At 52.9% G+C, this 21019-nt stretch carries 19 protein-coding genes; 11 read left to right on the top strand and 8 right to left on the bottom strand.

Annotated elements, in window-relative coordinates; translation table 11 throughout:
• Positions 1-9: 9 nt before the first annotated feature.
• From ABNT34_RS13015 to ABNT34_RS13030, 4 genes are all read right to left on the bottom strand, one after another.
• Positions 10-783 (bottom strand): enoyl-CoA hydratase, encoded by a 774-nt coding sequence (locus ABNT34_RS13015; RefSeq protein WP_348732299.1) that lies wholly within the window; start codon positions 781-783, stop codon positions 10-12.
• A gap of 78 nt (positions 784-861) precedes the next feature.
• Positions 862-2019 (bottom strand): acyl-CoA dehydrogenase family protein, encoded by a 1158-nt coding sequence (locus ABNT34_RS13020; RefSeq protein WP_348732301.1) that lies wholly within the window; start codon positions 2017-2019, stop codon positions 862-864.
• Between the two features lie 110 nt (positions 2020-2129).
• Positions 2130-3626, bottom strand: coding sequence for a CoA-acylating methylmalonate-semialdehyde dehydrogenase (locus tag ABNT34_RS13025; RefSeq protein ID WP_348732303.1), 1497 nt, complete (start codon positions 3624-3626; stop codon positions 2130-2132).
• 217 nt (positions 3627-3843) lie between these two features.
• Positions 3844-5022 (bottom strand): acetyl-CoA C-acyltransferase, encoded by a 1179-nt coding sequence (locus ABNT34_RS13030; protein WP_348732305.1) that lies wholly within the window; start codon positions 5020-5022, stop codon positions 3844-3846.
• Positions 5023-5377: 355 nt separating this feature from the next.
• On the opposite strand from ABNT34_RS13030, the gene ABNT34_RS13035 reads away from it, so the two are divergent.
• The 8 genes from ABNT34_RS13035 to ABNT34_RS13070 all read left to right on the top strand — a co-directional run bounded on the left by ABNT34_RS13035 (position 5378) and on the right by ABNT34_RS13070 (position 13984).
• Positions 5378-5824 (top strand): MerR family DNA-binding transcriptional regulator, encoded by a 447-nt coding sequence (locus ABNT34_RS13035; RefSeq protein WP_348732307.1) that lies wholly within the window; start codon positions 5378-5380, stop codon positions 5822-5824.
• Positions 5825-5874: 50 nt separating this feature from the next.
• Positions 5875-7044 (top strand): isovaleryl-CoA dehydrogenase, encoded by a 1170-nt coding sequence (locus ABNT34_RS13040; RefSeq protein WP_348732309.1) that lies wholly within the window; start codon positions 5875-5877, stop codon positions 7042-7044.
• Between the two features lie 136 nt (positions 7045-7180).
• On the top strand, positions 7181-8725 hold the full coding sequence (locus tag ABNT34_RS13045) for a carboxyl transferase domain-containing protein (protein WP_348733714.1): 1545 nt from the start codon (positions 7181-7183) through the stop codon (positions 8723-8725).
• A 10-nt stretch (positions 8726-8735) separates the two neighbouring features.
• Positions 8736-9584: an enoyl-CoA hydratase-related protein gene (locus tag ABNT34_RS13050; RefSeq protein ID WP_348732311.1), complete on the top strand. Its 849-nt coding sequence runs from the start codon at positions 8736-8738 to the stop codon at positions 9582-9584.
• A 5-nt stretch (positions 9585-9589) separates the two neighbouring features.
• Entirely contained in the window at positions 9590-11599 is a 2010-nt protein-coding gene (locus ABNT34_RS13055; RefSeq protein WP_348732313.1) for an acetyl/propionyl/methylcrotonyl-CoA carboxylase subunit alpha, read from the top strand.
• Positions 11596-12522, top strand: coding sequence for a hydroxymethylglutaryl-CoA lyase (locus tag ABNT34_RS13060; RefSeq protein WP_348732315.1), 927 nt, complete (start codon positions 11596-11598; stop codon positions 12520-12522). Before ABNT34_RS13055 ends, ABNT34_RS13060 begins: the two co-directional genes overlap by 4 nt.
• A gap of 87 nt (positions 12523-12609) precedes the next feature.
• Entirely contained in the window at positions 12610-13311 is a 702-nt protein-coding gene (locus ABNT34_RS13065; protein WP_348732317.1) for a CoA transferase subunit A, read from the top strand.
• A gap of 10 nt (positions 13312-13321) precedes the next feature.
• A complete protein-coding gene (locus tag ABNT34_RS13070; protein ID WP_348732319.1) occupies positions 13322-13984 on the top strand; it encodes a CoA transferase subunit B in 663 nt (220 codons plus the stop codon).
• A gap of 60 nt (positions 13985-14044) precedes the next feature.
• Here ABNT34_RS13070 and ABNT34_RS13075 read toward each other — a convergent pair whose 3' ends face one another.
• Complete coding sequence (locus tag ABNT34_RS13075; protein WP_348732321.1) at positions 14045-14548, bottom strand: hypothetical protein; 504 nt, start codon at positions 14546-14548, stop codon at positions 14045-14047.
• A gap of 117 nt (positions 14549-14665) precedes the next feature.
• The gene (locus ABNT34_RS13080; protein WP_348732323.1) at positions 14666-15634 is read right to left on the bottom strand and encodes a helix-turn-helix domain-containing protein; all 969 of its coding nucleotides are present in this window, start codon (positions 15632-15634) and stop codon (positions 14666-14668) included.
• Positions 15635-15738: 104 nt separating this feature from the next.
• Between ABNT34_RS13080 and ABNT34_RS13085 the strand changes: the two genes are divergently transcribed.
• Positions 15739-15909 carry a hypothetical protein gene (locus ABNT34_RS13085; protein WP_157836209.1) on the top strand — a complete coding sequence of 57 codons (171 nt, stop codon included), beginning with the start codon at positions 15739-15741 and terminating at the stop codon, positions 15907-15909.
• Positions 15910-15918: 9 nt separating this feature from the next.
• Here the strand turns inward: ABNT34_RS13085 and ABNT34_RS13090 are convergent, their stop codons facing one another.
• A complete protein-coding gene (locus tag ABNT34_RS13090; RefSeq protein WP_348732325.1) occupies positions 15919-16824 on the bottom strand; it encodes an NAD(P)-dependent oxidoreductase in 906 nt (301 codons plus the stop codon).
• Between the two features lie 129 nt (positions 16825-16953).
• On the opposite strand from ABNT34_RS13090, the gene ABNT34_RS13095 reads away from it, so the two are divergent.
• Positions 16954-17457 carry a glutathione peroxidase gene (locus tag ABNT34_RS13095; RefSeq protein WP_348732327.1) on the top strand — a complete coding sequence of 168 codons (504 nt, stop codon included), beginning with the start codon at positions 16954-16956 and terminating at the stop codon, positions 17455-17457.
• A 23-nt stretch (positions 17458-17480) separates the two neighbouring features.
• Entirely contained in the window at positions 17481-18482 is a 1002-nt protein-coding gene (locus ABNT34_RS13100) for a 2-hydroxyacid dehydrogenase (RefSeq protein WP_348732329.1), read from the top strand.
• Positions 18483-18550: 68 nt separating this feature from the next.
• On the opposite strand, the gene ABNT34_RS13105 is transcribed toward ABNT34_RS13100, so the two are convergent.
• Positions 18551-20764 carry a S9 family peptidase gene (locus ABNT34_RS13105; RefSeq protein WP_348732331.1) on the bottom strand — a complete coding sequence of 738 codons (2214 nt, stop codon included), beginning with the start codon at positions 20762-20764 and terminating at the stop codon, positions 18551-18553.
• Positions 20765-21019: the final 255 nt, after the last annotated feature.

The raw sequence follows: 21019 nt of genomic DNA on the forward strand, positions 1-21019 counted from the left end.
CCAGGCTCCTTAACCGTTCACCCATTGTGGCGGGCGTTTTTGCAAAAAGGCGCTAACGCCTTCGACCTGATCTTGAGTATCAAACAAACCGACAAACAGCTCCCGCTCGAGCGGCAATGCGGCATTAATAGCGCCACTGCGGCCCTGTTGGATCAGTTTTTTACAGGCCGTTACAGCAGACGGGCTTTGCTCAGCGACTTTGTCCGCCAGTGCCAAAGCGGCAGACAGTGCTTCGCCAGTGCCGACCACTTCTTCAACCAGGCCAATTTGTAAGGCTTTGTCGGCCGACAGACGTTCACCGCAGAGGATCATCCGTTTGGCCCAGCCTTCACCCACCAGCCAGGCCAGATTTTGGGTGCCACCGGCACAAGGCAATAACCCGACTTTGGCTTCCGGTAACGCCAGTTGTGCCTGCGTTTCGGCAATGCGGATATCACAGGCCAGCGCGACTTCGAGGCCACCACCCATGGCATAACCATTAATGGCGGCGATCGACACACCACGGAACTGGCTTAAAGTTTCAAAAGCTTCACCAAAAATCCGCGCCATATCGCTGGCCACGGCTTTATCGCCGTCAGCAAATAGTTTTAAATCAGCGCCGGCGGAGAAAAATTTCTGACCCTCACCGGTGATCACTAAGGCATAAACGTCGTTGTTTTGATTGAGGCTGCGCACAGTGTCACGCAAAGCAGTCAAAGTGTCCTGCGTCCAGGTATTGGCTGGCGGATTGGACATGGTCAGCAATGCGGTGTGACCACGAAATTCAAGATTTAACTGGGCCATAGGGATCCCTTAATCGGTATGACAAGCGGCAGGCTGCATCCGGCAGCCCGGCTCTTTGTTCTTGTTTTGCAAACAGACTTACAGAATATCAGAGGCTGCGCTATCCAGTAAGCGACGGCCGATGATCAGCCGCATGATTTCATTAGTACCTTCTAAAATCTGGTGTACCCGCACATCGCGGAAATGCCGCTCCAGCGGATATTCTTTGATATAACCATAACCGCCGTGGATTTGCAGCGCCTGATCACAGACCTGAAAACCGATATCAGTAGCAAACCGTTTCGCCATAGCGCAATAAGCAGTGGCTTCCGCGTCCTGTTGGTCCAGTTTAAAAGCGGCTAAACGCACCAGCTGACGCGCTGCCACCAGTTCAGTCGCCATATCCGCCAGTTTAAACTGCAGCGCCTGGAACGCCGCCAGCGGTTTGCCGAATTGTTCGCGCTCCAACATGTAATTACGGGCGGTGTTCAGCGCCTGCTGGGCAGTACCAATAGAACAAGTGGCGATATTGATGCGGCCACCGTCCAAGCCTTTCATCGCAAAGGTGAAACCCTGGCCTTCGGCGCCTAATAAGTTCTCCGCAGGCACCCGCACATTGTCAAAAGTGACTAAACGGGTCGGCTGCGCATTCCAGCCCATTTTCTCTTCGGCTTTGCCATAAATCACGCCTTCAGCATCAGCAGGCACCACAAAAGCCGAAATGCCTTTTGGACCGGCTTCACCGGTACGCGCCATCACCACCAGCACTTCAGTGCTGCCGGCGCCCGAGATAAACATTTTTGAACCGTTGATGACATAGCTGTCACCGTCTTTTCTTGCGCTGGTACGCAAAGAAGCTGCATCCGAGCCTGAGCCCGGTTCTGTTAAGCAATAAGACGCAAGCTGCTCACCAGTCACCAAAGTCGGACACCAGGCAGCTTTCACCGCTTCTGTGCCCCAGGTCGCAATCATCCAGGTCGCCATATTGTGGATGGTCAGCATCGCCGTCGTCGCGGTACACCCCATCGCCAGCTGTTCAAAAATAATCGATGAATCCAGCCGTGACAAACCTAAACCACCGGCATCTTCCGGTGTGTACAGGCTACAAAAACCCAGCTCACCGGCTTTTTGCAGGACATCTTTTGGGAAATGATGTTCACGATCCCACTGCGCGGCAAATGGTGCCAGTTCAGTTTCAGCAAACTGGCGTGCTGTGTCGGCAAAGGCTTTTTGATCTTCGGTTAAATTAAAATTCATGCTTGGACCTCAGTGTTTTAAGACCAGCCGCTGTGATTGGAAATGATGACCGGACTTGATAAAACATATTGGCAAAGCCACCGGTGTTTACTCGGTGGCTTTGCTTGGTATTAACGCAGATTGATCGACATATTCGGACCTGACACCTGCACTTCGTCGTCAAACCAACGCGCTGTGATAGTTTTGGTCTCAGTGTAGAAGCGCACCGCTTGTTTGCCGTACGCATGCTGGTCGCCGTAGAACGAACCTTTCCAGCCGGTGAAGGAGAAAAACGGCAGTGGTACCGGAATTGGGATATTAATCCCGACCTGACCCACTTCGATTTCGTGTTGATATTTACGCGCCGCATGACCACTGGCGGTAAAAATCGAGGTGCCGTTGCCGTATGGACTGGCGTTGACGACACCGATGGCAGCATCGAGAGAATCGACGGTCATAGTCGTCAACACCGGGCCGAAGATCTCTTCTTTATAAATGGTCATATCAGTCGTGACATTGCTGAACACAGTAGGACCGACCCAGTTCCCGTTTGGATAACCGTCGACTACAACACCAGAGCCGTCTAATAAACAGGTCGCGCCCTCTTCTTTACCTTTGGCAATCAGCGACAGCACACGCGCTCTGGCTTGCGGGCTGATTTGCGGGCCATAGGCCGCATTTGGATCTGTGTAGACGCCAGGACGGACTTTACCAATCGCTGCCGCCACTTCCGGGATCCATTCCGCCGCAGCACCCACAAACACCGCAACAGAAATCGCCATACAACGCTGACCGGCAGCACCGACTGAAGCACCCACTAAGGCATTGACCACTTGTTGTTTATTGGCATCCGGCATGATGACCATATGGTTTTTCGCGCCGGCAAAAGCCTGTACGCGTTTGAGGTTATCAGTACCGGTTTTGTAGATGTATTGGCCGACGTTGACCGAGCCAACAAAAGAAATCGCTTTGATATCCGGGTGATGCAGCAGCACATCGACCTGCTCTTTGCCGCCGTGCACCACTTGTAACACACCTTTTGGCGCGCCGGCCTGGGCAAAGAGTTCTGCGATACGGTTGACCGTCATCGGGTCTTGCTCAGATGGCTTTAACACAAAAGTATTGCCGCATGCGATGGCCATCGGGAACATCCACAGCGGGATCATCGCCGGGAAGTTAAATGGCGTAATACCAGCGCAAACACCGAGTGGCTGAATGTAGCTATAGGTATCAATAGACCGGGCAACGTTTTCAACGGTTTCGCCCATCATCAGCGACGGGATATTGGCCGCTTGTTCCACCACTTCAATACCACGCCAGACGTCGCCTTTGGCATCTTCAATGGTTTTACCCAGTTCACGGCAAATAATGTCGGCGATTTCGGCCTGATGTTCTTTTAACAGCACGGCAAAACGCATCATCAAGCGCGCACGCTCAGAAACCGGTGTTTCTTTCCAGCTTTGGAACGCAGTTTTGGCAGAAGCGATGGCCTGCGCCATTTCGTCCGCAGTAGCACAAGGCACCTGCGCAATCACTTCCTGAGTGGCCGGATTGGTGACCGGGATCAGTTTTTCACTTTTTGAGTGAACAAATTCGCCATCGATAAACAGCTGAACCTGAGTTGTCATAGCATTTTCCCCGTTGCGCGGCCTGCCTTCTGAGCGGCCGCTGCGATTGTCTTTAACCGGCTGGCCGGTCACTGTAATTTGCTGGCGCCCGAAGTCTGTGCTTCTTGCGGGCGCCCGGTTACTCCAACTCATGGAGCTGACCCTGTTGTTTTTTTACCTGGTTGCGCCTGTTGTTTCAGGCGCTTAGGCTGTTTGCCGGCTTTTTTAACGAAATTGATTAAGCGACTTCAACCGCCAATGCTACTGCTTCACCGCCGCCGATACACAGCGATGCGATACCGCGTTTGAGGCCACGGGCTTTTAATGCGTGAATTAACGTCACCAGAATACGGGCACCTGAAGCCCCGATTGGATGACCTAAAGCACAAGCGCCGCCGTTGACGTTGACTTTGGCTTCATCGAGACCCAGCTCTTTGACCGCCAGCATAGTGACCATGGCGAAGGCTTCGTTGATTTCCCACAGGTCAACGTCATGCACGCCCCAACCGAGTTTATTCAGTAGTTTTTGCATAGCGCCTACAGGAGCAACGGTAAAAAGCGCTGGTTCCATCGAATGAGTGGCGTGGCCAACAACAGTCGCCAGCACGTCACAGTTGTGCGCTTTGGCATCAGCTGCGCGCATCAGCACTAAGGCCGCCGCGCCATCAGAAATAGAAGAAGAGTTGGCGGCAGTGATAGTGCCGTCTTTGGCAAACGCCGGGCGCAGGCCTGGAATTTTGTCGATTTTGGCGTTGCCTGGTTGTTCGTCGGTGGCAAATACCACTTCGCCTTTACGGCTTTGGATAGTGACAGGAGCAATTTCAGCGGCGAATGCGCCATTAGCGATGGCTTGCTGCGCGCGCGTGGTCGACTGGATGGCAAAACGGTCCATATCTTCGCGGCTAAAGCCCTGTTCGTTGGCGGTGCCTTGAGCAAAACAGCCCATGGCTTTGCCGTCATAAGCGTTTTCCAGACCGTCCAGCATCATGTGATCTTTGACTTCGCCGTGGCCCATCCGCATGCCAGCGCGGGCTTTTGGCAGCAGATATGGCGCGTTGGTCATTGACTCCATACCACCGGCGACTACCACATCAGCACTGCCGGCTTTTAACAAATCGTGCGCCAGCATCACGGTTTTTAAGCCTGAGCCACAAACTTTATTCAGCGTGGTGGCGCCAGCTGACAGCGGCAGACCAGCCTTTAATACCGCCTGACGCGCCGGCGCCTGACCGAGACCTGCCGGTAACACACAACCCATCAGCACTTCGCTGACGTTGTCACCGCTGATGCCGGCTTGTTCCAATGCGGCTTTGATGGCCACAGCACCTAAATCCGGCGCTGTCACATCGCTCAGGCCACCCATAAAACCACCCATCGCCGTGCGCTTGGCACCAACAATCACGATTTGCTCAGACATGCTTTTCCTTACTGAAGGCTGCTTCAACCGAATTGTCGCTGAGCCTACACCAAATTTACGTTTACGCCAACGTCAACCATGCTGCACTTTGGTCTTATCAGTTGTTACGATTTGTCTGTATTAGCTGCCACAGGCTAGTCATTTTGGCAGCCAGCCTTTACGGATTATCCCTATGTAAGTCGCGAAGCCATCAACCGCACAGGGGCAAAACTGCAGAATTTTCTCAATTATCCTGTTGTATTTATTGGATTTACAGAATTCGGTAGCGCAGCGACACGCTGTACTCGCTCGCCCACCAGCTTTACCTTTACGTAAACTTCACTTATAGTGAGCCGCAGATCCGATGGTGGCCTTTATGACTGAAAAAGAACAGACAACTTATAGCATCAGCGAACTGGCAAAAGAGTTCGATATCACAACCCGCAGCATCCGCTTCTATGAAGATCAGGGGTTGCTGACGCCACAACGCCAGGGCCAGACCCGCATTTACAGCAAACGCGACCGGGTGCGTCTGAAGCTCATTCTGCGTGGCAAACGCCTCGGTTTTAGTCTCGCCGAGACCGGCCAGTTGTTTGAACTTTATGACGCCGACAAATCCAGCGTCACGCAGCTCACCACCATGTTACAGCTGATTGAATTGAAAAAAACTGAACTGCATCAGCAACTCGATGACATCAAAGTGGTATTGATGGAACTCATCACCGTCGAAAAACGCTGTCGTGACACGCTGACTGAAGCCCGCAGCAGCGAGCTTAAACACACCGAATTAAAAAGCAGTGAACATAACACTGCCAATAAATAACCCATTTCAAATCAACCATCCGCCCTTCACAGGCAAACGGGGATAAACCAATGATTAGCCACTACAAAACACTGAACTTTGACTTAGGCGAAACCGTGGACATGATCCGCGAACAAGTCAACGCTTTTGCCCGCGAAGAAATTGCACCACGCGCCGCCCAAATTGACCATGACAATGCCTTTCCGAATGACCTGTGGCGCAAGTTTGGTGATTTAGGCTTACTCGGTATCACAGTTGACGAAAAATACGGCGGCTCTGGCCTGGGTTATCTCGAGCACGTCGTGGCGATGGAAGAAATCAGCCGCGCTTCGGCATCTGTCGCATTATCTTACGGCGCGCACTCGAATCTGTGTGTGAACCAGATTTTCCGTAACGGCACTGAAGCACAAAAACAAAAATATCTGCCAAAGCTCTGCTCAGGTGAGCATATCGGCGCCTTAGCGATGTCTGAGCCAAACGCCGGTTCTGACGTGGTGTCGATGAAATTACGCGCCGAGAAAAAAGGCGACGTCTATGTGCTGAACGGCAACAAGATGTGGATCACCAATGGCCCCGATGCACACACTTATGTGATTTACGCCAAAACTGACGTCAACGCCGGCAGCAAAGGTATCACCGCTTTTATCGTCGAGCGCGGCTTTAAAGGTTTCAGCCAGGCGCAAAAACTCGACAAACTCGGCATGCGTGGCTCCAACACTTGCGAGCTGGTATTTGAAGATTGTGAAGTACCGGCAGAAAACGTACTGGGTGAAATCGGCAGTGGCGTGAAAGTGCTCATGTCGGGCCTCGATTACGAGCGGCTGGTGTTATCCGGCGGTCCGCTCGGCATTATGCAAGCCTGTATGGACATCGTTGTACCTTACCTGCATGACCGCAAACAATTCGGCCAGTCGATTGGTGAATTCCAGCTGGTACAGGGCAAACTGGCCGACATGTACACCCAGATGAATGCCGCCAAAGCTTATGTTTACACAGTCGCCAAGGCTTGTGATCGCCGTGAAACCACCCGTAAAGACGCCGCCGCTGTCATTCTGTACAGCGCGGAACTCGCCACCAAAATGGCGCTGGATGCCATTCAGCTGCTGGGCGGTAACGGTTATATCAACGAATACCCAACAGGCCGTTTATTACGCGACGCCAAACTCTATGAAATCGGCGCCGGCACCTCGGAAATTCGCCGCATGCTGATTGGCCGCGAGCTGTTTAACGAAACGAAATAATGACTGGAGCGGCAGCCTGGAGCTGCCGTTTTTTTATCCCGTGGCGCGGGATCTGACTGGACAGGTGAATGCAGTGAGCAAAATTACCAGTAAAATCAACACACGAAGCGCTGAATTTCAGCAAAACGCTGCGGCCATGCAGGTGCTGGTCGACGACCTGAATAATAAAGTGCAGCAAATTAAACTCGGCGGTGGCGAAAGCCTGATCGCCCGCCATGTCGCGCGTGGCAAATTGTTCGCCCGCGACCGTATTCAGAAATTACTCGACCCCGGCTCGCCATTTCTTGAAGTCGGTCAGTTTGCCGGCTGGGAATGTTATGACGACTATGTACCGGCTGCCGGCGTGGTCGCCGGCATTGGCCGTGTGAATGGCATCGAATGTATGGTGGTCGCCAACGACGCCACAGTCAAAGGCGGTACTTATTACCCGCTGACGGTGAAAAAGCATTTACGCGCCCAGGAAATTGCCGAGCGTTGCCACCTGCCCTGTATTTATCTGGTCGATTCCGGCGGCGCCAACCTGCCACGCCAGGATGATGTATTCCCGGACAAACTGCATTTTGGCCGTATTTTCTTTAATCAGGCGAATATGTCGGCCAAAGGCATTCCGCAAATTGCCGTGGTGATGGGCCTTTGTACCGCTGGTGGCGCTTATGTGCCGGCGATGGCCGATGAATCTATTATTGTCAAAGAACAAGGCACCATATTCCTCGCCGGCCCGCCGCTGGTGAAGGCCGCCACCGGCGAAGAAGTCAGCGCTGAAGATTTAGGCGGCGCCGACGTGCATTGCCGCATTTCCGGCGTGGCCGACCACTACGCACAAAACGACGAGCATGCGCTGCAACTGGCCCGTAACGCCGTATCCCGTTTAAACCGTGAAACGCCGGTATTGCGCGATGTCAAAGCCAGCGAAGAGCCTTTATATGACGCGCAAGAGCTGTACGGCATTGTCGGTACTGATCTGAAAAAACCGTTTGACGTGCGGGAAGTGATAGCGCGCATTGTCGATGGCTCTGATTTTGATGAATTTAAGCAGCTGTATGGCCCAACGCTGGTCTGTGGTTTTGCGCGTATTTTCGGTAATCCGATTGGCATCGTCGCCAATAACGGGATTTTATTCTCTGAATCGGCGCAAAAAGGCGCACATTTTATTGAACTCTGTTGCCAGCGCAAAATTCCGTTGCTGTTTTTACAGAACATCACCGGTTTTATGGTCGGCCAGAAATACGAAGCCGAAGGTATCGCCAAACACGGTGCCAAGATGGTGACTGCCGTGTCCTGCGCCAAAGTGCCAAAATTCACGCTGTTAATTGGCGGCTCTTATGGCGCTGGTAACTACGGCATGTGTGGCCGCGCTTACGACCCGACCATGATGTGGATGTGGCCGAACGCGCGGATTTCCGTGATGGGCGGCGAACAGGCTGCCGGCGTGATGGCGCAGGTCACCAAAGACGGCTTAGCGCGTAAAGGTGAAACTCTGTCGCCAGAAGCGGAAGCCGCCCTGAAACAGCCGATCATCGCCCAGTACGAACAACAAGGACATCCCTACTATGCTTCAGCGCGGCTGTGGGACGACGGCATTATCGACCCGGCACAAAGCCGGATGGTGGTGGGTCTGGCGTTAGCGGCTGCGCTCAATGCGCCGATTGAAGAGACACGCTTTGGCGTGTTCCGGATGTAAGGAGCTGTTGATGTCTTTAATCACCACTGAATTCTTACAATATGGCGCTGAATCGGCCTACGTCGGTGTGCTGCGGTTAAACCGGCCGGAGCTGCATAATGCCTTTGGCGACCTGATGATCGCTGAACTGATTCAGGCGTTGGATGCGCTGGCCGCCATGCCCAATTTACGAGTGTTACTGCTGGTATCGACCGGCAAAAACTTCTCGGCCGGCGCCGATTTAAACTGGATGCGCGCCATGGCGCAAAAAGACTATCAGCAAAATCTGACTGACGCCGGCGCATTGGCGCTGCTGATGCAAAAACTGAACAGCTTTCCGCTGCCGGTGATTGCGCTGGTGCAAGGCGCAGCCTTTGGTGGCGCGGTCGGCTTAGTCGCCTGCTGTGATATGGCAGTTGCCACGCCCAAAGCCAGTTTTTGTTTAAGTGAAGTTAAAATCGGCCTGATCCCGGCCGTGATTAGCCCCTATGTAGTGCGCGCCATCGGTGAACGCGCCAGCCGGCGTTATTTCACCACAGCTGAGCGCTTTGATGCAGCCACAGCTTTACAACTAGGCCTGATTAGCGAGATAGCCGTCAGTGACATCGCAGGAAGTGAAGAACAGGCCGACCTGCGCGCCAAAGCACAGCCACTGATCAACGCCATTATTGCCAATAGCCCGCAGGCTGTAGTCGCCGCCAAAGCTTTAGTGGCTTATGTCGCTGATGCGTCACTCACACCAGACACTATCGCCGAAACCTCCTGCCGCATCGCCGCTATTCGGGTGTCTCCTGAAGGTCAGGAAGGTTTAACGGCGTTTTTAGACAAACGCACGCCGGCATGGCAACAACCGACAAGCGCAGGCCAAACCGAGGAATAGCCCAGATGTTTAGCAAAATACTGATCGCCAACCGCGGCGAAATTGCCTGCCGCGTGATTAAAACCGCCCATCAGCTGGGTATTCGTTGTGTCGCGGTGTATTCCGAAGCCGACGCCAACGCCCGCCATGTGCAAATGGCCGACGAAGCCTTTTTATTGGGCCCGGCACCGTCCAAGGACAGCTATTTACGTGCGGACAAAATTCTTGCAATCGCCAAACAAAGTGGTGCCGAAGCCATTCACCCCGGATACGGTTTTTTAAGCGAAAACGAAGACTTTGCCAAAGCCTGCGCCGATGCCGGCGTGGTGTTTATTGGCCCGCCAGTGCCGGCTATTGCCGCCATGGGTTCCAAAAGTGCTGCCAAAGAAATTATGAGCAAAGCCGGCGTGCCTTTAGTGCCGGGTTATCACGGCGACAATCAGGACGAAACATTCCTCGCTGCTGAGGCCAACCGCATCGGCTACCCATTGCTGCTTAAAGCCGCTTATGGCGGTGGTGGCAAAGGTATGAAAGTGGTATGGCAGGCCTCTGAGTTTATGGAGCAGCTGCACAGCGCCAAACGCGAAGCGTTAAACGGCTTTGGTAACGACAAAATCCTGATGGAACGTTATCTGACTAAACCGCGCCATGTCGAAATTCAGGTGTTTGCTGACAACTTCGGCAATGCGGTTTACCTGCATGAACGCGATTGTTCTATTCAGCGCCGCCACCAGAAAGTGATTGAAGAAGCGCCAGCGCCAAATTTTAGCGCTGAGCAGCGTAAAGCCATGGGCGAAGCCGCGGTCACTGCCGCCAAAGCCATTGGTTACGCCGGCGCCGGCACCGTTGAATTCCTGTTTGATGAAGACGGCTCATTTTATTTTATGGAAATGAACACCCGCCTGCAGGTCGAGCATCCGGTTACTGAGATGATCACTGGTCAGGACTTGGTGAAATGGCAGTTATTAGTGGCCAGCAACCAGCCGTTGCCGCTGACACAGCAAGAAATTCCATTAGACGGTCATGCCATTGAAGTGCGGGTTTATGCCGAAGATCCGGACAATAACTTCCTGCCGGCCACCGGCAAACTGACCTACTTGCGCCAGCCGGATTGCCACCGCCATGTGCGGATTGATACCGGCGTGGTGGAATATGATGAAGTGTCGCCGTTTTATGACCCAATGATTGCCAAACTGATTGTCTGGGATGAAAACCGCGACCGCGCTATCGCCCGGATGCGCCATGCGCTGGACGAATATCGCATCGCCGGTGTCAAAACCAACTTAGGTTTTTTAAGCGCGCTGGTGTCGCATCCGGCTTTTGCGGCGGCAGAACTCGACACCCATTTTATTGAACATCATCAGGCTGATTTGTTTGCCCCTGCGCAGTCTGAATCACAACAAGCTTTATTGTTAGCGGCGTTGTATCTGCTGCTGAAACAACAACCGGCGCCGACCGACCGCTCGCCCTGGAGTTGTGGTTATGGCTGGCGGTTAAACGAAGCGCCACAGGTGCGGTTTAACCTACAAAGCGGCGATAACTCCTCGCAGGTGGTGATTCAAAGCACAGCCACCGGCCAGCGCCTCTGTGTCGGTGACTATTGCATCAACGCCCGCGCCGAACTCTCCGGCGATACCTTAACGGCGACGCTGGCGAACGCCGGCAACAGCCATCAGTTCCGCGTCCGCGTAAGCCATTATCAGCCGAACCCACTGACGCAAACTGTGTCGGTATTTATCGCTCATCAGCGCTTTGATTTCACCTATCAGACTCAGGTCGAAGTAGCTGCCGCAGATGAAAGCGCCGGCAGCTTAAAAGCGCCAATGAACGGCACTGTGGTCGCGGTGATGGCAAGCGCAGGTCAGCAGGTGCTGGCCGGCGACACCTTGCTGGTGATGGAAGCAATGAAGATGGAATATGCCATCAAAGCGCCGGCCAACGGCGTCGTGAACAGCGTGTTTTATCAGGCTGGTGATTTGGTCAAAGACGGTGCGGAGCTGGTCGATTTCAGCGCAGAGACAGGAGCTTCAGCATGACAGCTCAGTGGCCAAAAACAGTAAAAATCGTCGAAGTGGGTCCACGCGATGGCTTGCAAAATGAGCAGGCTGTGTCGGTCGAAGCCAAAATAGCGCTGGTCGAGGCCTTAGCTGAAGCCGGCCTCACCACCATCGAAACCGGCGCTTTTGTCAGCCCCAAATGGGTGCCACAAATGGCGGATTCGGCGTTGGTGTTCGGCGGCATCAAGCGCAAAGCCGGCGTCACCTACGCTGCCCTGACCCCCAATTTGCAAGGCTATCAGGCAGCACGCGCCGCCGGTGCCGACGAAGTGGCGATTTTCGGCGCGGCTTCTGAGGCTTTTTCACAAAAGAACATCAACTGCTCGATTGACGAAAGCCTGACGCGGTTTGCGCCGGTGCTGGCAGCAGCAAAGGCTGACGGTGTGCGGGTCCGGGGTTATGTCTCATGTGTGGTCGGCTGCCCTTATCAGGGCGCCGTCGCCCCCGCTGAAGTCGCCCGCGTCGCTAAAGCGCTGCTCGACATGGGCTGTTATGAAATCTCCTTGGGCGACACTATCGGTGTTGGCACGCCGGCAACGGTGCTGGCAATGCTCGATGCCGTGCTCACTGTGGTGCCGGTAGATAAAATTGCGATACATTTTCATGACACTTACGGTCAGGCGTTAACAAATATTTACGCCGCGCTAAGCCGCGGTATTGCAGTCATTGACAGTGCTGTGGCAGGTCTTGGCGGTTGCCCGTACGCCGCCGGTGCGTCAGGCAATGTTGCCACTGAAGATGTGGTGTATTTACTGGATGGTCTTGGCATCGAACATGGCGTTGCGTTACAAAGCCTCGCCCGCGCCGGCTGGGTCATCACGGCAGCCCTCGGCAAAGCGCCTAGTTCTAAAGTAGGATTGGCGCTTAAAGCCCAGTGCCAGCAGAATGCCGGACAGAATTAACAGCCGGTCTCACTAAAGCGACCGTCTGAGCATGCAATCTCATAGCAGCTAAAAATGCAGCTGCCCGATAACAACAGAGGAACAGCAATGGCAGGGTTTAACAAAGTCGTGCATAGCTACGACGAAGCCTTAGCAGGTCTTGCCGATGGCATGACCGTGATCGCAGGTGGCTTCGGTTTATGCGGTATTCCGGAAGGCCTGATTGGTCAAATCAAAAAAATGGGCACCCGCGACTTAACCGTGGTGTCAAATAACTGCGGTGTCGATGGCTTTGGCCTCGGCATTTTGCTGGAAGACCGCCAGATTAAAAAAATGGTCGCCTCTTATGTTGGCGAAAACGCTTTGTTTGAGCAGCAGTTATTGTCCGGCGAACTCGAAGTGGAATTGACCCCTCAAGGTACATTAGCGGAAAAAATCCGCGCCGGTGGTGCTGGTATTCCGGCGTTTTTTACCGCTACCGGTTACGGTACGCCAGTAGCTGAAGGCAAAGAAACCCGCGAAATCAATGGCCGCAATTATGTGCTGGAACCAGCCATTACCGGTGATTTCGCGATCGTCCGCGCCTGGAAAGCCGACCGTTACGGCAATCTGGTGTTCCGCCACACCGCAATGAACTTCAATCCGATGGTCGCCACTGCCGGTAAAATTACCGTGGCCGAAGTGGAAGAAATCGTCGAACCGGGCGAGTTGTCACCGACTGAAATTCACACCCCAGGCATTTATGTGCAGCGCGTGATCAAAGGCAACTTTGAAAAACGCATTGAACGTCGCATGGTTCGCAAAGATTAAGGAGAACGGCATGGCTTTATCACGTGAACAAGTGGCGATGCGTGTCGCACAGGAATTAAAAGACGGTTATTACGTCAACCTAGGCATTGGTATCCCTACCCTGGTGGCTAACTATGTGCCTGCCGGTATTGAAGTGATGCTGCAATCAGAAAACGGTCTGCTCGGCATGGGCCCTTATCCAACCGATGCAGAAGTAGACGCCGACATGATCAACGCCGGCAAAGAGACTGTCACCGCTATCAAAGGCGCGGCCATTTTCTCCTCAGCTGAAAGTTTTGCCATGATCCGCGGTGGTCATGTTGATTTGACGGTGTTAGGCGCTTTTGAAGTCGACCAGCATGGCAATATTGCCAGCTGGATGATCCCGGGCAAACTGGTCAAAGGCATGGGCGGCGCCATGGATTTAGTCGCCGGCGCGCAGAATATTGTCGTCACTATGACGCACGCTGACAAATACGGCAGCTCTAAACTGCTTGATAACTGCACCCTGCCGCTGACTGGTGTTGGCTGCGTGAAAAAGATCGTCACTGATTTAGCGGTGCTGGAAGTCAAAGATGGCGCTTTCCACTTGCTGGAGCGTGCGCCAGGTGTCTCTGTGGCAGAAATTCAGCAAAAAACTGCCGGTAAGCTGGTTATTAACGGCGATATCCCAGAAATGACATTCGCTGGATAAGCTTTTGATCATCAAATAAAAAAGGTCGCAAGTGCGACCTTTTTTATTTGTATTATTCTGTCAGTGTGCTGCGACTATCCGACCACTTTGGCTGAACAGATTGCCGCCGACTACAGCGGTCATCTCACCGGAGCGGATCAGACTGACTTCTTGTTGCGGGCCAATGAGCATCACAAAAGCCAGCTTGCGGTTTTGTAACAGATACCAGCCAACCTGATAACCCGGCAAGCGGATGCCATTCACAGCGATCGCCGGGGCATATTCACCCAGCTGATCTTGCGGCAACACATTAATCGCGCTGCTGGCCAGGCCAATGTTGTCGATTTGTGCATGATAAAAACCGGCCTGCAACGCCAGCCGGTTTTCTTCCAGTGTCACGCTGTTGCTGCTGATGCCCCAACTTAACACCATAAACAACATCGTTGCGCCAACCAAGGACCATAACGCCGGCCGCAGCGGAAATCGTCGCCACCAACAAAACAGCCAGACGGCAAATACCGGCAACAACACGACCAGACAAAACAGCAACAGATACAGTTGCCAACCAATTTCTAAAGCGTTCATATCAGAAAACACAGGCAGGATAATTAACAAAATTGTATCACGTCGGAAAATTCACGCGACAATATTTAGTTAAATTTACGTTTTGTGCTCACTAAACGTACAAGGCTCGAACCTGTCTTACTGATAAAAATGATCCCGGTACGCTTTGGGCGTCATCTGGGTGTATTGCTGAAACAACTTGCGAAACGACGAAACATCTTCATAACCTACTTGCTGTGTCAGCTGCTCCAACGGCAATAGCGTGGTTTCCAGCAAATTTTTTGCTTTATCTATGCGTAATTTTTGCAGCCATGCCATCGGTGTGTCGCCGGTTGCCGATTTAAAGCGGCGGATCAGGGTGCGGCCACTCATCGCAAAGCGCTGCGCTAATTGCTGTAAGTCCAGTGGCTCCGCCAGATGTTTGCGCAGATATAGCTGCACCGCGGCGATACGGTCATCCTGATGGCTGACCATTTGCTGCACTGACATAAAAGGCGCCTGACTATGAAACGCCGGTTCCACTAACATAATTTTGGCGAGCTGCCGGCTAAACCGGCTACCTGCAAATTCACTGATAAGTTGCAGGCAGAGCTGCAGATAAGCGCTGGTGGCACCGGCGGTAAAACAAGTACCACTGCGACAAACAGTGGCCTCCACCTGCAATTGCACCTTGGGAAACAGATGTTGGAAATATTCGCTGAGAAACCAGCAGGTGGTGGCTTGCCCATCGTCAAGCAGATCGGTGGATGCTAAGGCAAAACTACCGTTGCAACCAGCACCAATCAAAGTGCCGGCCTTGTTTAGTTGCGAAAACCACGCGCTGTGTTGGCGAAACAACGCAGTGACCTGACTCAGCTCGGCGCTTTGATGAGCATAACTGCCCGGGATCAACAAGGCGTCAATTTGCGGCGGTAAAGCAGTCACACAGGCTATTTGCAACACATCAGCCTGATAAGTGGCACCACCACCCAGCTGATAAAACCCTACCTGAAAACGGTCCGCTGCCGCCGCTGGCTCCAGATAACGCGCCAGTTCATTGGCAAAGCGGAACATCTCGGCCATGCCCGTCAACTGCCCTAAAGCCACGCCCGGATAGATCAGAATCACAACCTGCTTCATATGTCACTTTAAGCACTAAATATGTCAATATTGCCACTATAGCGCAATTTTCAGCCAGGTTAAACTCAATTCAAGTCAACAGGAGGTGCAACATGAAATTAGGTCTGAAACAAATCAGCTGGCTGACACTGGGATCACAAAGCGGATTGATTTTGTGGCTGAACTGGCGCAGTGAACTGGATGTGTTTAGTCAGCTGGTGCTGGTGCCGCTGTTATTGTTGTCGGGGCTGGCGCTGCTGAGCATGCAGCAGCGCGACGACTAGCCAGCTGGCCTAACGCGTTGGTGTTTTTAACCGGCGGATCAAACTCGAAGTATCCTGCCGGTTACCGCCGAGTGCCTGCACTTCGGCGTAAAACTGGTCGACTAATGCTGTAACCGGTAGCTGCGCACCGTTGCGGCGTGCTTCGTTCAAGGTGATGCTGAGATCTTTGCGCATCCAGTCCACCGCAAAACCGAAATCAAACTGGCCATCGACCATAGTGGCACCCCGGTTTTCCATCTGCCAGGATTGCGCGGCGCCTTTGGAAATCACCTCAAGCACAGCTTTGGCATCCAAATCAGCGCACTTCGCAAAATGTAAGGCTTCGGCCAGCCCCTGCACCACACCGGCGATACAAATCTGATTGACCATTTTCGCCAGCTGTCCGCTGCCGGCCGGACCTAATAGACGGGCACTTTTGGCATAATGACGTAGCACCGGCTCCGCCCGCTGAAAATCAGCCGCATCGCCGCCCAGCATGATAGTCAGGGCGCCGTTCTGCGCGCCCGCCTGACCGCCAGACACCGGCGCATCCAGAAACCCAATCCCTTTTGCGGCACAAGCGGCTGCAAGCTCACGCGCCAGGTCGGCCGACGCCGTGGTATGGTCAATCAGCACACTGCCAGGTTGCATCTGCGCCAGCACGCCCTGCTCACCGTACACGACGGCGCGCACATCATCGTCATTGCCCACACACAGCATGACAAGCTCTGCACCTGTTGCCGCTTCGGCCGGCGTCTGACCGCTTCGCCCCTGATGCTCGGTGACCCACTGGCTGGCTTTGGACGCGGTGCGGTTATACACAGCGACATCGTGACCAGCGGCTTTCAGATGACCGGCCATCGGATAGCCCATAACGCCTAATCCGACAAAAGCGATAACACAAGGCTCTGAAGCTAAAGAAGTTCTTTCTGACATACAATTGACTTAATTCTGTGACAGGCTAACCGCCACTGTACAAATTTATGCTACAAATAGCAAAATCATTCAAATCACATTTGGCAGGCGTTTTAGCCACGTCAGCGCCAAGGCAAACAAGAGGAATGTATGGCCAACGTCCATCACTTTAAGGTTCGCACGCCACAAGGCACGCCACTGGATTTATCCACCTATCGCGATAAAGTCCTGCTGATTGTTAACACTGCCAGTCGCTGTGGTTTTACACCGCAGTATCAGGATTTAGAGCGTCTGTATCAGCAATATCATCAGCAAGGTCTGGAGATCCTGGCATTTCCCTGCAACCAGTTTGGTGGCCAGGAGCCTGGTAATGATCAGGATATTCAGCAATTTTGCCAGCTCAATTACGGCGTCAGCTTTCCGGTGCTGGCGAAAATTCAGGTTAATGGGCCAGATGCAGATCCGCTGTTTGAGTATCTGAAAGATCAGGCTCGTGGCCTGATGAAAACCCGGGCTATTAAGTGGAACTTCACCAAATTTCTGGTGAATAAAGACGGTGTGGTGGTCAAACGTTATGCACCGCGGACCAGACCCAACCAGTTTATCGATGCGATTGAGGCAGAGCTCGCACTATTACCGCAGGCAACAGCCTGAATCAGCTCAGGAGGTAAGCGCCGATGACATCACAACTGCAGGTCACTGTTTACAGTACACAGCCTTATGATGCAGATTTTCTGCGCCAGGCTGCAGTCACCGGTATTCAGTGGCATTTTGTCGGCGAAGCGTTAAATTTGCAAACCGCGAGCCTGGCAGCCGGCAGTCAGGCCGTCTGTGTGTTTGTCAATGACGACCTCAGTGCGCCTGTACTGACAGCGCTCAGGCAACAAGGCGTTGGTGCTGTCGCGCTGCGCTGCGCCGGATTTAATAATGTCGATATTGATGCTGCAAAAAAACTCGGTATCCGGGTTGGCAGAGTGCCGGCCTACTCGCCCGAGGCGGTCGCAGAGCATTGCGTGGCGATGATGTTATGCCTGAACCGCAAACTGCATAAAGCCTATAACCGCGTACGTGATGATAACTTCAGCCTGCAGGGCCTGATTGGTTTTAATCTCGCCGGCAAAACTGTCGGTCTGATTGGTACCGGCAGGATTGGCGCTGCCACAGCGCGCATTCTGCATGGCTTTGGCATGCAGATTTTGTGTTATGACCCAAAACCGCAACCCGAGTTGCTGCCACCTTCAGCGCGCTATGTGGACCTTTCACAACTCTATCGCAATAGCGATATTATCAGCCTGCACTGCCCGCTGACCCCGGACAGCCATCATCTGATTGATGCAGAAGCGCTACAGCAAATGAAAGATGGCGTGATGCTGATCAATACCAGCCGCGGTGGCCTGATTGATACCAAAGCGGTGATTGCGGCACTGAAAAGTCACAAGATTGGTTTGCTCGGCCTTGATGTCTATGAACAGGAAGCCGATTTGTTTTTCAAAGATTTGTCAGATCAGATGATCAGCGATGAAGTTTTTCAGCGTCTGCTGACTTTCCCCAATGTGCTGATCACCGGCCACCAGGCCTTTTTGACGCAGGAAGCACTGACACAAATCAGCCAGACCACAGTGCAGAATCTGCAACTGCTATGCACAAATGCAGCCTGTAGCAACGAACTGACCAGCTAGAGCTAATTCATTGAAGCAGATAGCAAAAAGGTCGCAGCAGCGACCTTTTTTCTAGGCTGATCCACAGCTTAGTCTTTTAAAGTCCGGTTAAAGAAATCCGTGATGGTCTGGTGCAGATGCGTTTGCACCGGCTGGCCAAACATCGCGTGTTTACTGCCCGGATAGGTCATCATCTCAAAAGGTTTGCCCTGGCTTTGCAGCGCAGAAAACAACTTGGTGCTATGGGTAAACAACACGTTGTCGTCAGCCATACCGTGATAAATCATCAGCTTACCTGTTAAACCACCGACGTAAGGAAACACTGAACTGGCTTCATAGCCGGCGGCATTTTTGGCCGGATGGCCCAAATACCGCTCGGTGTAATGACTGTCATACAAAGCCCAGTCTGTGACCGGCGCACCGGAGACCCCGGCAGCAAAATAATCGCCGGCGCGCAGCATCGCCATAATGGTCATATAACCGCCGTAACTGTGGCCGTAAATGCCAATACGTTTAGCATCGACAAAAGCTAAAGTGCGCAGATAGTCGACACCGGTTTTCTGGTCGTCCAGTTCCACTCCAGCCAGTTTGCCAAAAATCGGATCTTCAAACGCCTTACCGCGGTTTTCTGAACCCCGGTTGTCCAGCTGGAACACCAGATAACCCTGCTGCACCAGATACTGGAAATACAAATCTTTGCTGCTCCAGCTGTTGGTTACGCGCTGCGCGCCCGGGCCACCGTATACACCAACTATTACCGGATATTTTTTCCCCGGCACCAGCGTTTCTGGCTTAAACAAACGGTAGTGCAACGTCTGACCATCTTTGGCCTTGAGCGTACCAAACTGTGGCGTCACCAATTCCTTGGCATAAGGCGTCAACGGATGTTTGTCATCCAGCGCATTGGCTTCCAGCACTGTCACGGTCTGCCCCTGCGCGTTTTTTAGCGACACTGTTGGCAGTTTCACCACAGCAGATGCCGTATCGATAAAACCGCTGCCATTCTTTGCCACGACAACCTGATGGTTATAACCCGGCTCGGTCAACCGAACTATGTTACCGCCCTGCACCGGCACCTTATACAGATGGCTCTCGAGCGGCGTATCTTTACGGCCGCTGAAATAAATCAGTCCGGCTTTTTCATCGACACTTTCCAGATGATTGACTATCCAGTTACCGGAAGTCAGCTGCTTTGGCGCGCCGCCTTGCAGTGAATACAGATACAAATGTTTATAACCATCGCGTTCTGACGCCCAGATAAAGGACTGTTTGTCGCTGAGGAAATGTAAATCGTCATGCAAATTGACCCAGGTTTTACTGGTTTCAGTCAGTAGAGTTTTTTGCTGCCCGGTGGCCAAATCCGCAAGTCTCAATTCCAGCAATTGCTGGTCGCGGCTTTGCAATTGATAAGTCAGTAAATTCGGGTTTTCTGTCCATTCTACGCGTGGCAGATAGATGTCTTGTTCTTTGCCGAGATCCAGCCAGGATAGTGTTTTGCCGGCGACCCCGACAACGCCTAACTTAATGCGGACATTGGCTTTACCGGCAAATGGATAGCGTTGGTTATAAAGCTTAATTTCATCGGCGTAAATTTCGTTACGCACCGCTTCCGGCACGGACGACTCGTCAAATTGGGTAAAGGCGATTTTGCTGTCATCCGGCGCCCACCAGTAACCGGTCATCCGGCCCATTTCTTCCTGCGCGACGAATTCTGCCATGCCGTTACGTACTGTGCCTTTCCCATCCGAAGTCAGCTGCGTTTCTTTGCCGGATTTGAGATCGATGACATAAATATTTTGCTCGCGGACAAATGACACATAACGGCCGGTTGGCGAAATCTGCGCATCAGTTTCAAAAGCTTCAGTGTCAGTCAGCTTACGGGCTTTTTGCGTGCTGAGCTGATAGTGATACAAATCGCCATTCAGCGGAAACAGCAGCGCTTTGCCGTCTTTCGACCACTGATAACTGACAATACCGCTGGCGAACAGCCGTAACCGTTCACGGCGGGCCTTTTCTTCATCCGACAGTATCTCTTCGCCGCTAAACAGCGTGTCGGAATCTACCAGCAGACTATGCCGGCCTGTCGCCAGCTCGTATTGCCAGAGATCCAGCCGGTTCGCGTCTTTGGCCTTGCCTTTGAGATAAGTGATGCGTTTGCCATCCGGCGCGTAACTCAGCGATTTGGGCGCCGTACCGCTCAAAGCTGGCTCTGCAAACAAGCGTGGTAAATCAAGTGTTTGCGCCGACGCTTGCGCCAGAAAACCGGCACCGAGGATGACGCCGGACAAAATAGTTTTTTTCATGAATAGTCCGAAAAAGAGAGTCAGAAGCTGCATCTAACTGCACTGGCCAGTTTTTTTCAAGCGCAAAAGCGCCGGTTGACGGCCCTGTCCGACCAGCGCCAATGCACGTCGCTGCTGAGATACACCCATTTCAGGGACTAAAAGGAGACAAACTTTGCAAACATTTTGAGACAGAACAACAAATTCAGCCGTTGGACAAATGAACTTAATTGCAATAAGTTAATCGTGCGCGCCAAAAAATAAAAAAAGTGCCGC

The organism is Rheinheimera texasensis (genome assembly GCF_964031785.1).
GTDB classification, from domain to species: domain Bacteria; phylum Pseudomonadota; class Gammaproteobacteria; order Enterobacterales; family Alteromonadaceae; genus Pararheinheimera; species Pararheinheimera texasensis_A.

Bases quoted from the DNA above. Each gene is read 5' to 3' on its own strand.
- ABNT34_RS13045 (WP_348733714.1), top strand. From the start codon at position 7,181: ATGCAGGTGCTGGTCGACGACCTGAATAATAAAGTGCAGCAAATTAAA.
- ABNT34_RS13050 (WP_348732311.1), top strand. From the start codon at position 8,736: ATGTCTTTAATCACCACTGAATTCTTACAATATGGCGCTGAATCGGCC.
- ABNT34_RS13055 (WP_348732313.1), top strand. From the start codon at position 9,590: ATGTTTAGCAAAATACTGATCGCCAACCGCGGCGAAATTGCCTGCCGC.
- ABNT34_RS13090 (WP_348732325.1), bottom strand. From the start codon at position 16,824: ATGTCAGAAAGAACTTCTTTAGCTTCAGAGCCTTGTGTTATCGCTTTT.
- ABNT34_RS13085 (WP_157836209.1), top strand. From the start codon at position 15,739: ATGAAATTAGGTCTGAAACAAATCAGCTGGCTGACACTGGGATCACAA.
- ABNT34_RS13065 (WP_348732317.1), top strand. From the start codon at position 12,610: ATGGCAGGGTTTAACAAAGTCGTGCATAGCTACGACGAAGCCTTAGCA.
- ABNT34_RS13040 (WP_348732309.1), top strand. From the start codon at position 5,875: ATGATTAGCCACTACAAAACACTGAACTTTGACTTAGGCGAAACCGTG.
- ABNT34_RS13060 (WP_348732315.1), top strand. From the start codon at position 11,596: ATGACAGCTCAGTGGCCAAAAACAGTAAAAATCGTCGAAGTGGGTCCA.
- ABNT34_RS13095 (WP_348732327.1), top strand. From the start codon at position 16,954: ATGGCCAACGTCCATCACTTTAAGGTTCGCACGCCACAAGGCACGCCA.
- ABNT34_RS13015 (WP_348732299.1), bottom strand. From the start codon at position 783: ATGGCCCAGTTAAATCTTGAATTTCGTGGTCACACCGCATTGCTGACC.
- ABNT34_RS13070 (WP_348732319.1), top strand. From the start codon at position 13,322: ATGGCTTTATCACGTGAACAAGTGGCGATGCGTGTCGCACAGGAATTA.
- ABNT34_RS13030 (WP_348732305.1), bottom strand. From the start codon at position 5,022: ATGTCTGAGCAAATCGTGATTGTTGGTGCCAAGCGCACGGCGATGGGT.
- ABNT34_RS13105 (WP_348732331.1), bottom strand. From the start codon at position 20,764: ATGAAAAAAACTATTTTGTCCGGCGTCATCCTCGGTGCCGGTTTTCTG.
- ABNT34_RS13025 (WP_348732303.1), bottom strand. From the start codon at position 3,626: ATGACAACTCAGGTTCAGCTGTTTATCGATGGCGAATTTGTTCACTCA.
- ABNT34_RS13035 (WP_348732307.1), top strand. From the start codon at position 5,378: ATGACTGAAAAAGAACAGACAACTTATAGCATCAGCGAACTGGCAAAA.
- ABNT34_RS13020 (WP_348732301.1), bottom strand. From the start codon at position 2,019: ATGAATTTTAATTTAACCGAAGATCAAAAAGCCTTTGCCGACACAGCA.
- ABNT34_RS13100 (WP_348732329.1), top strand. From the start codon at position 17,481: ATGACATCACAACTGCAGGTCACTGTTTACAGTACACAGCCTTATGAT.
- ABNT34_RS13075 (WP_348732321.1), bottom strand. From the start codon at position 14,548: ATGAACGCTTTAGAAATTGGTTGGCAACTGTATCTGTTGCTGTTTTGT.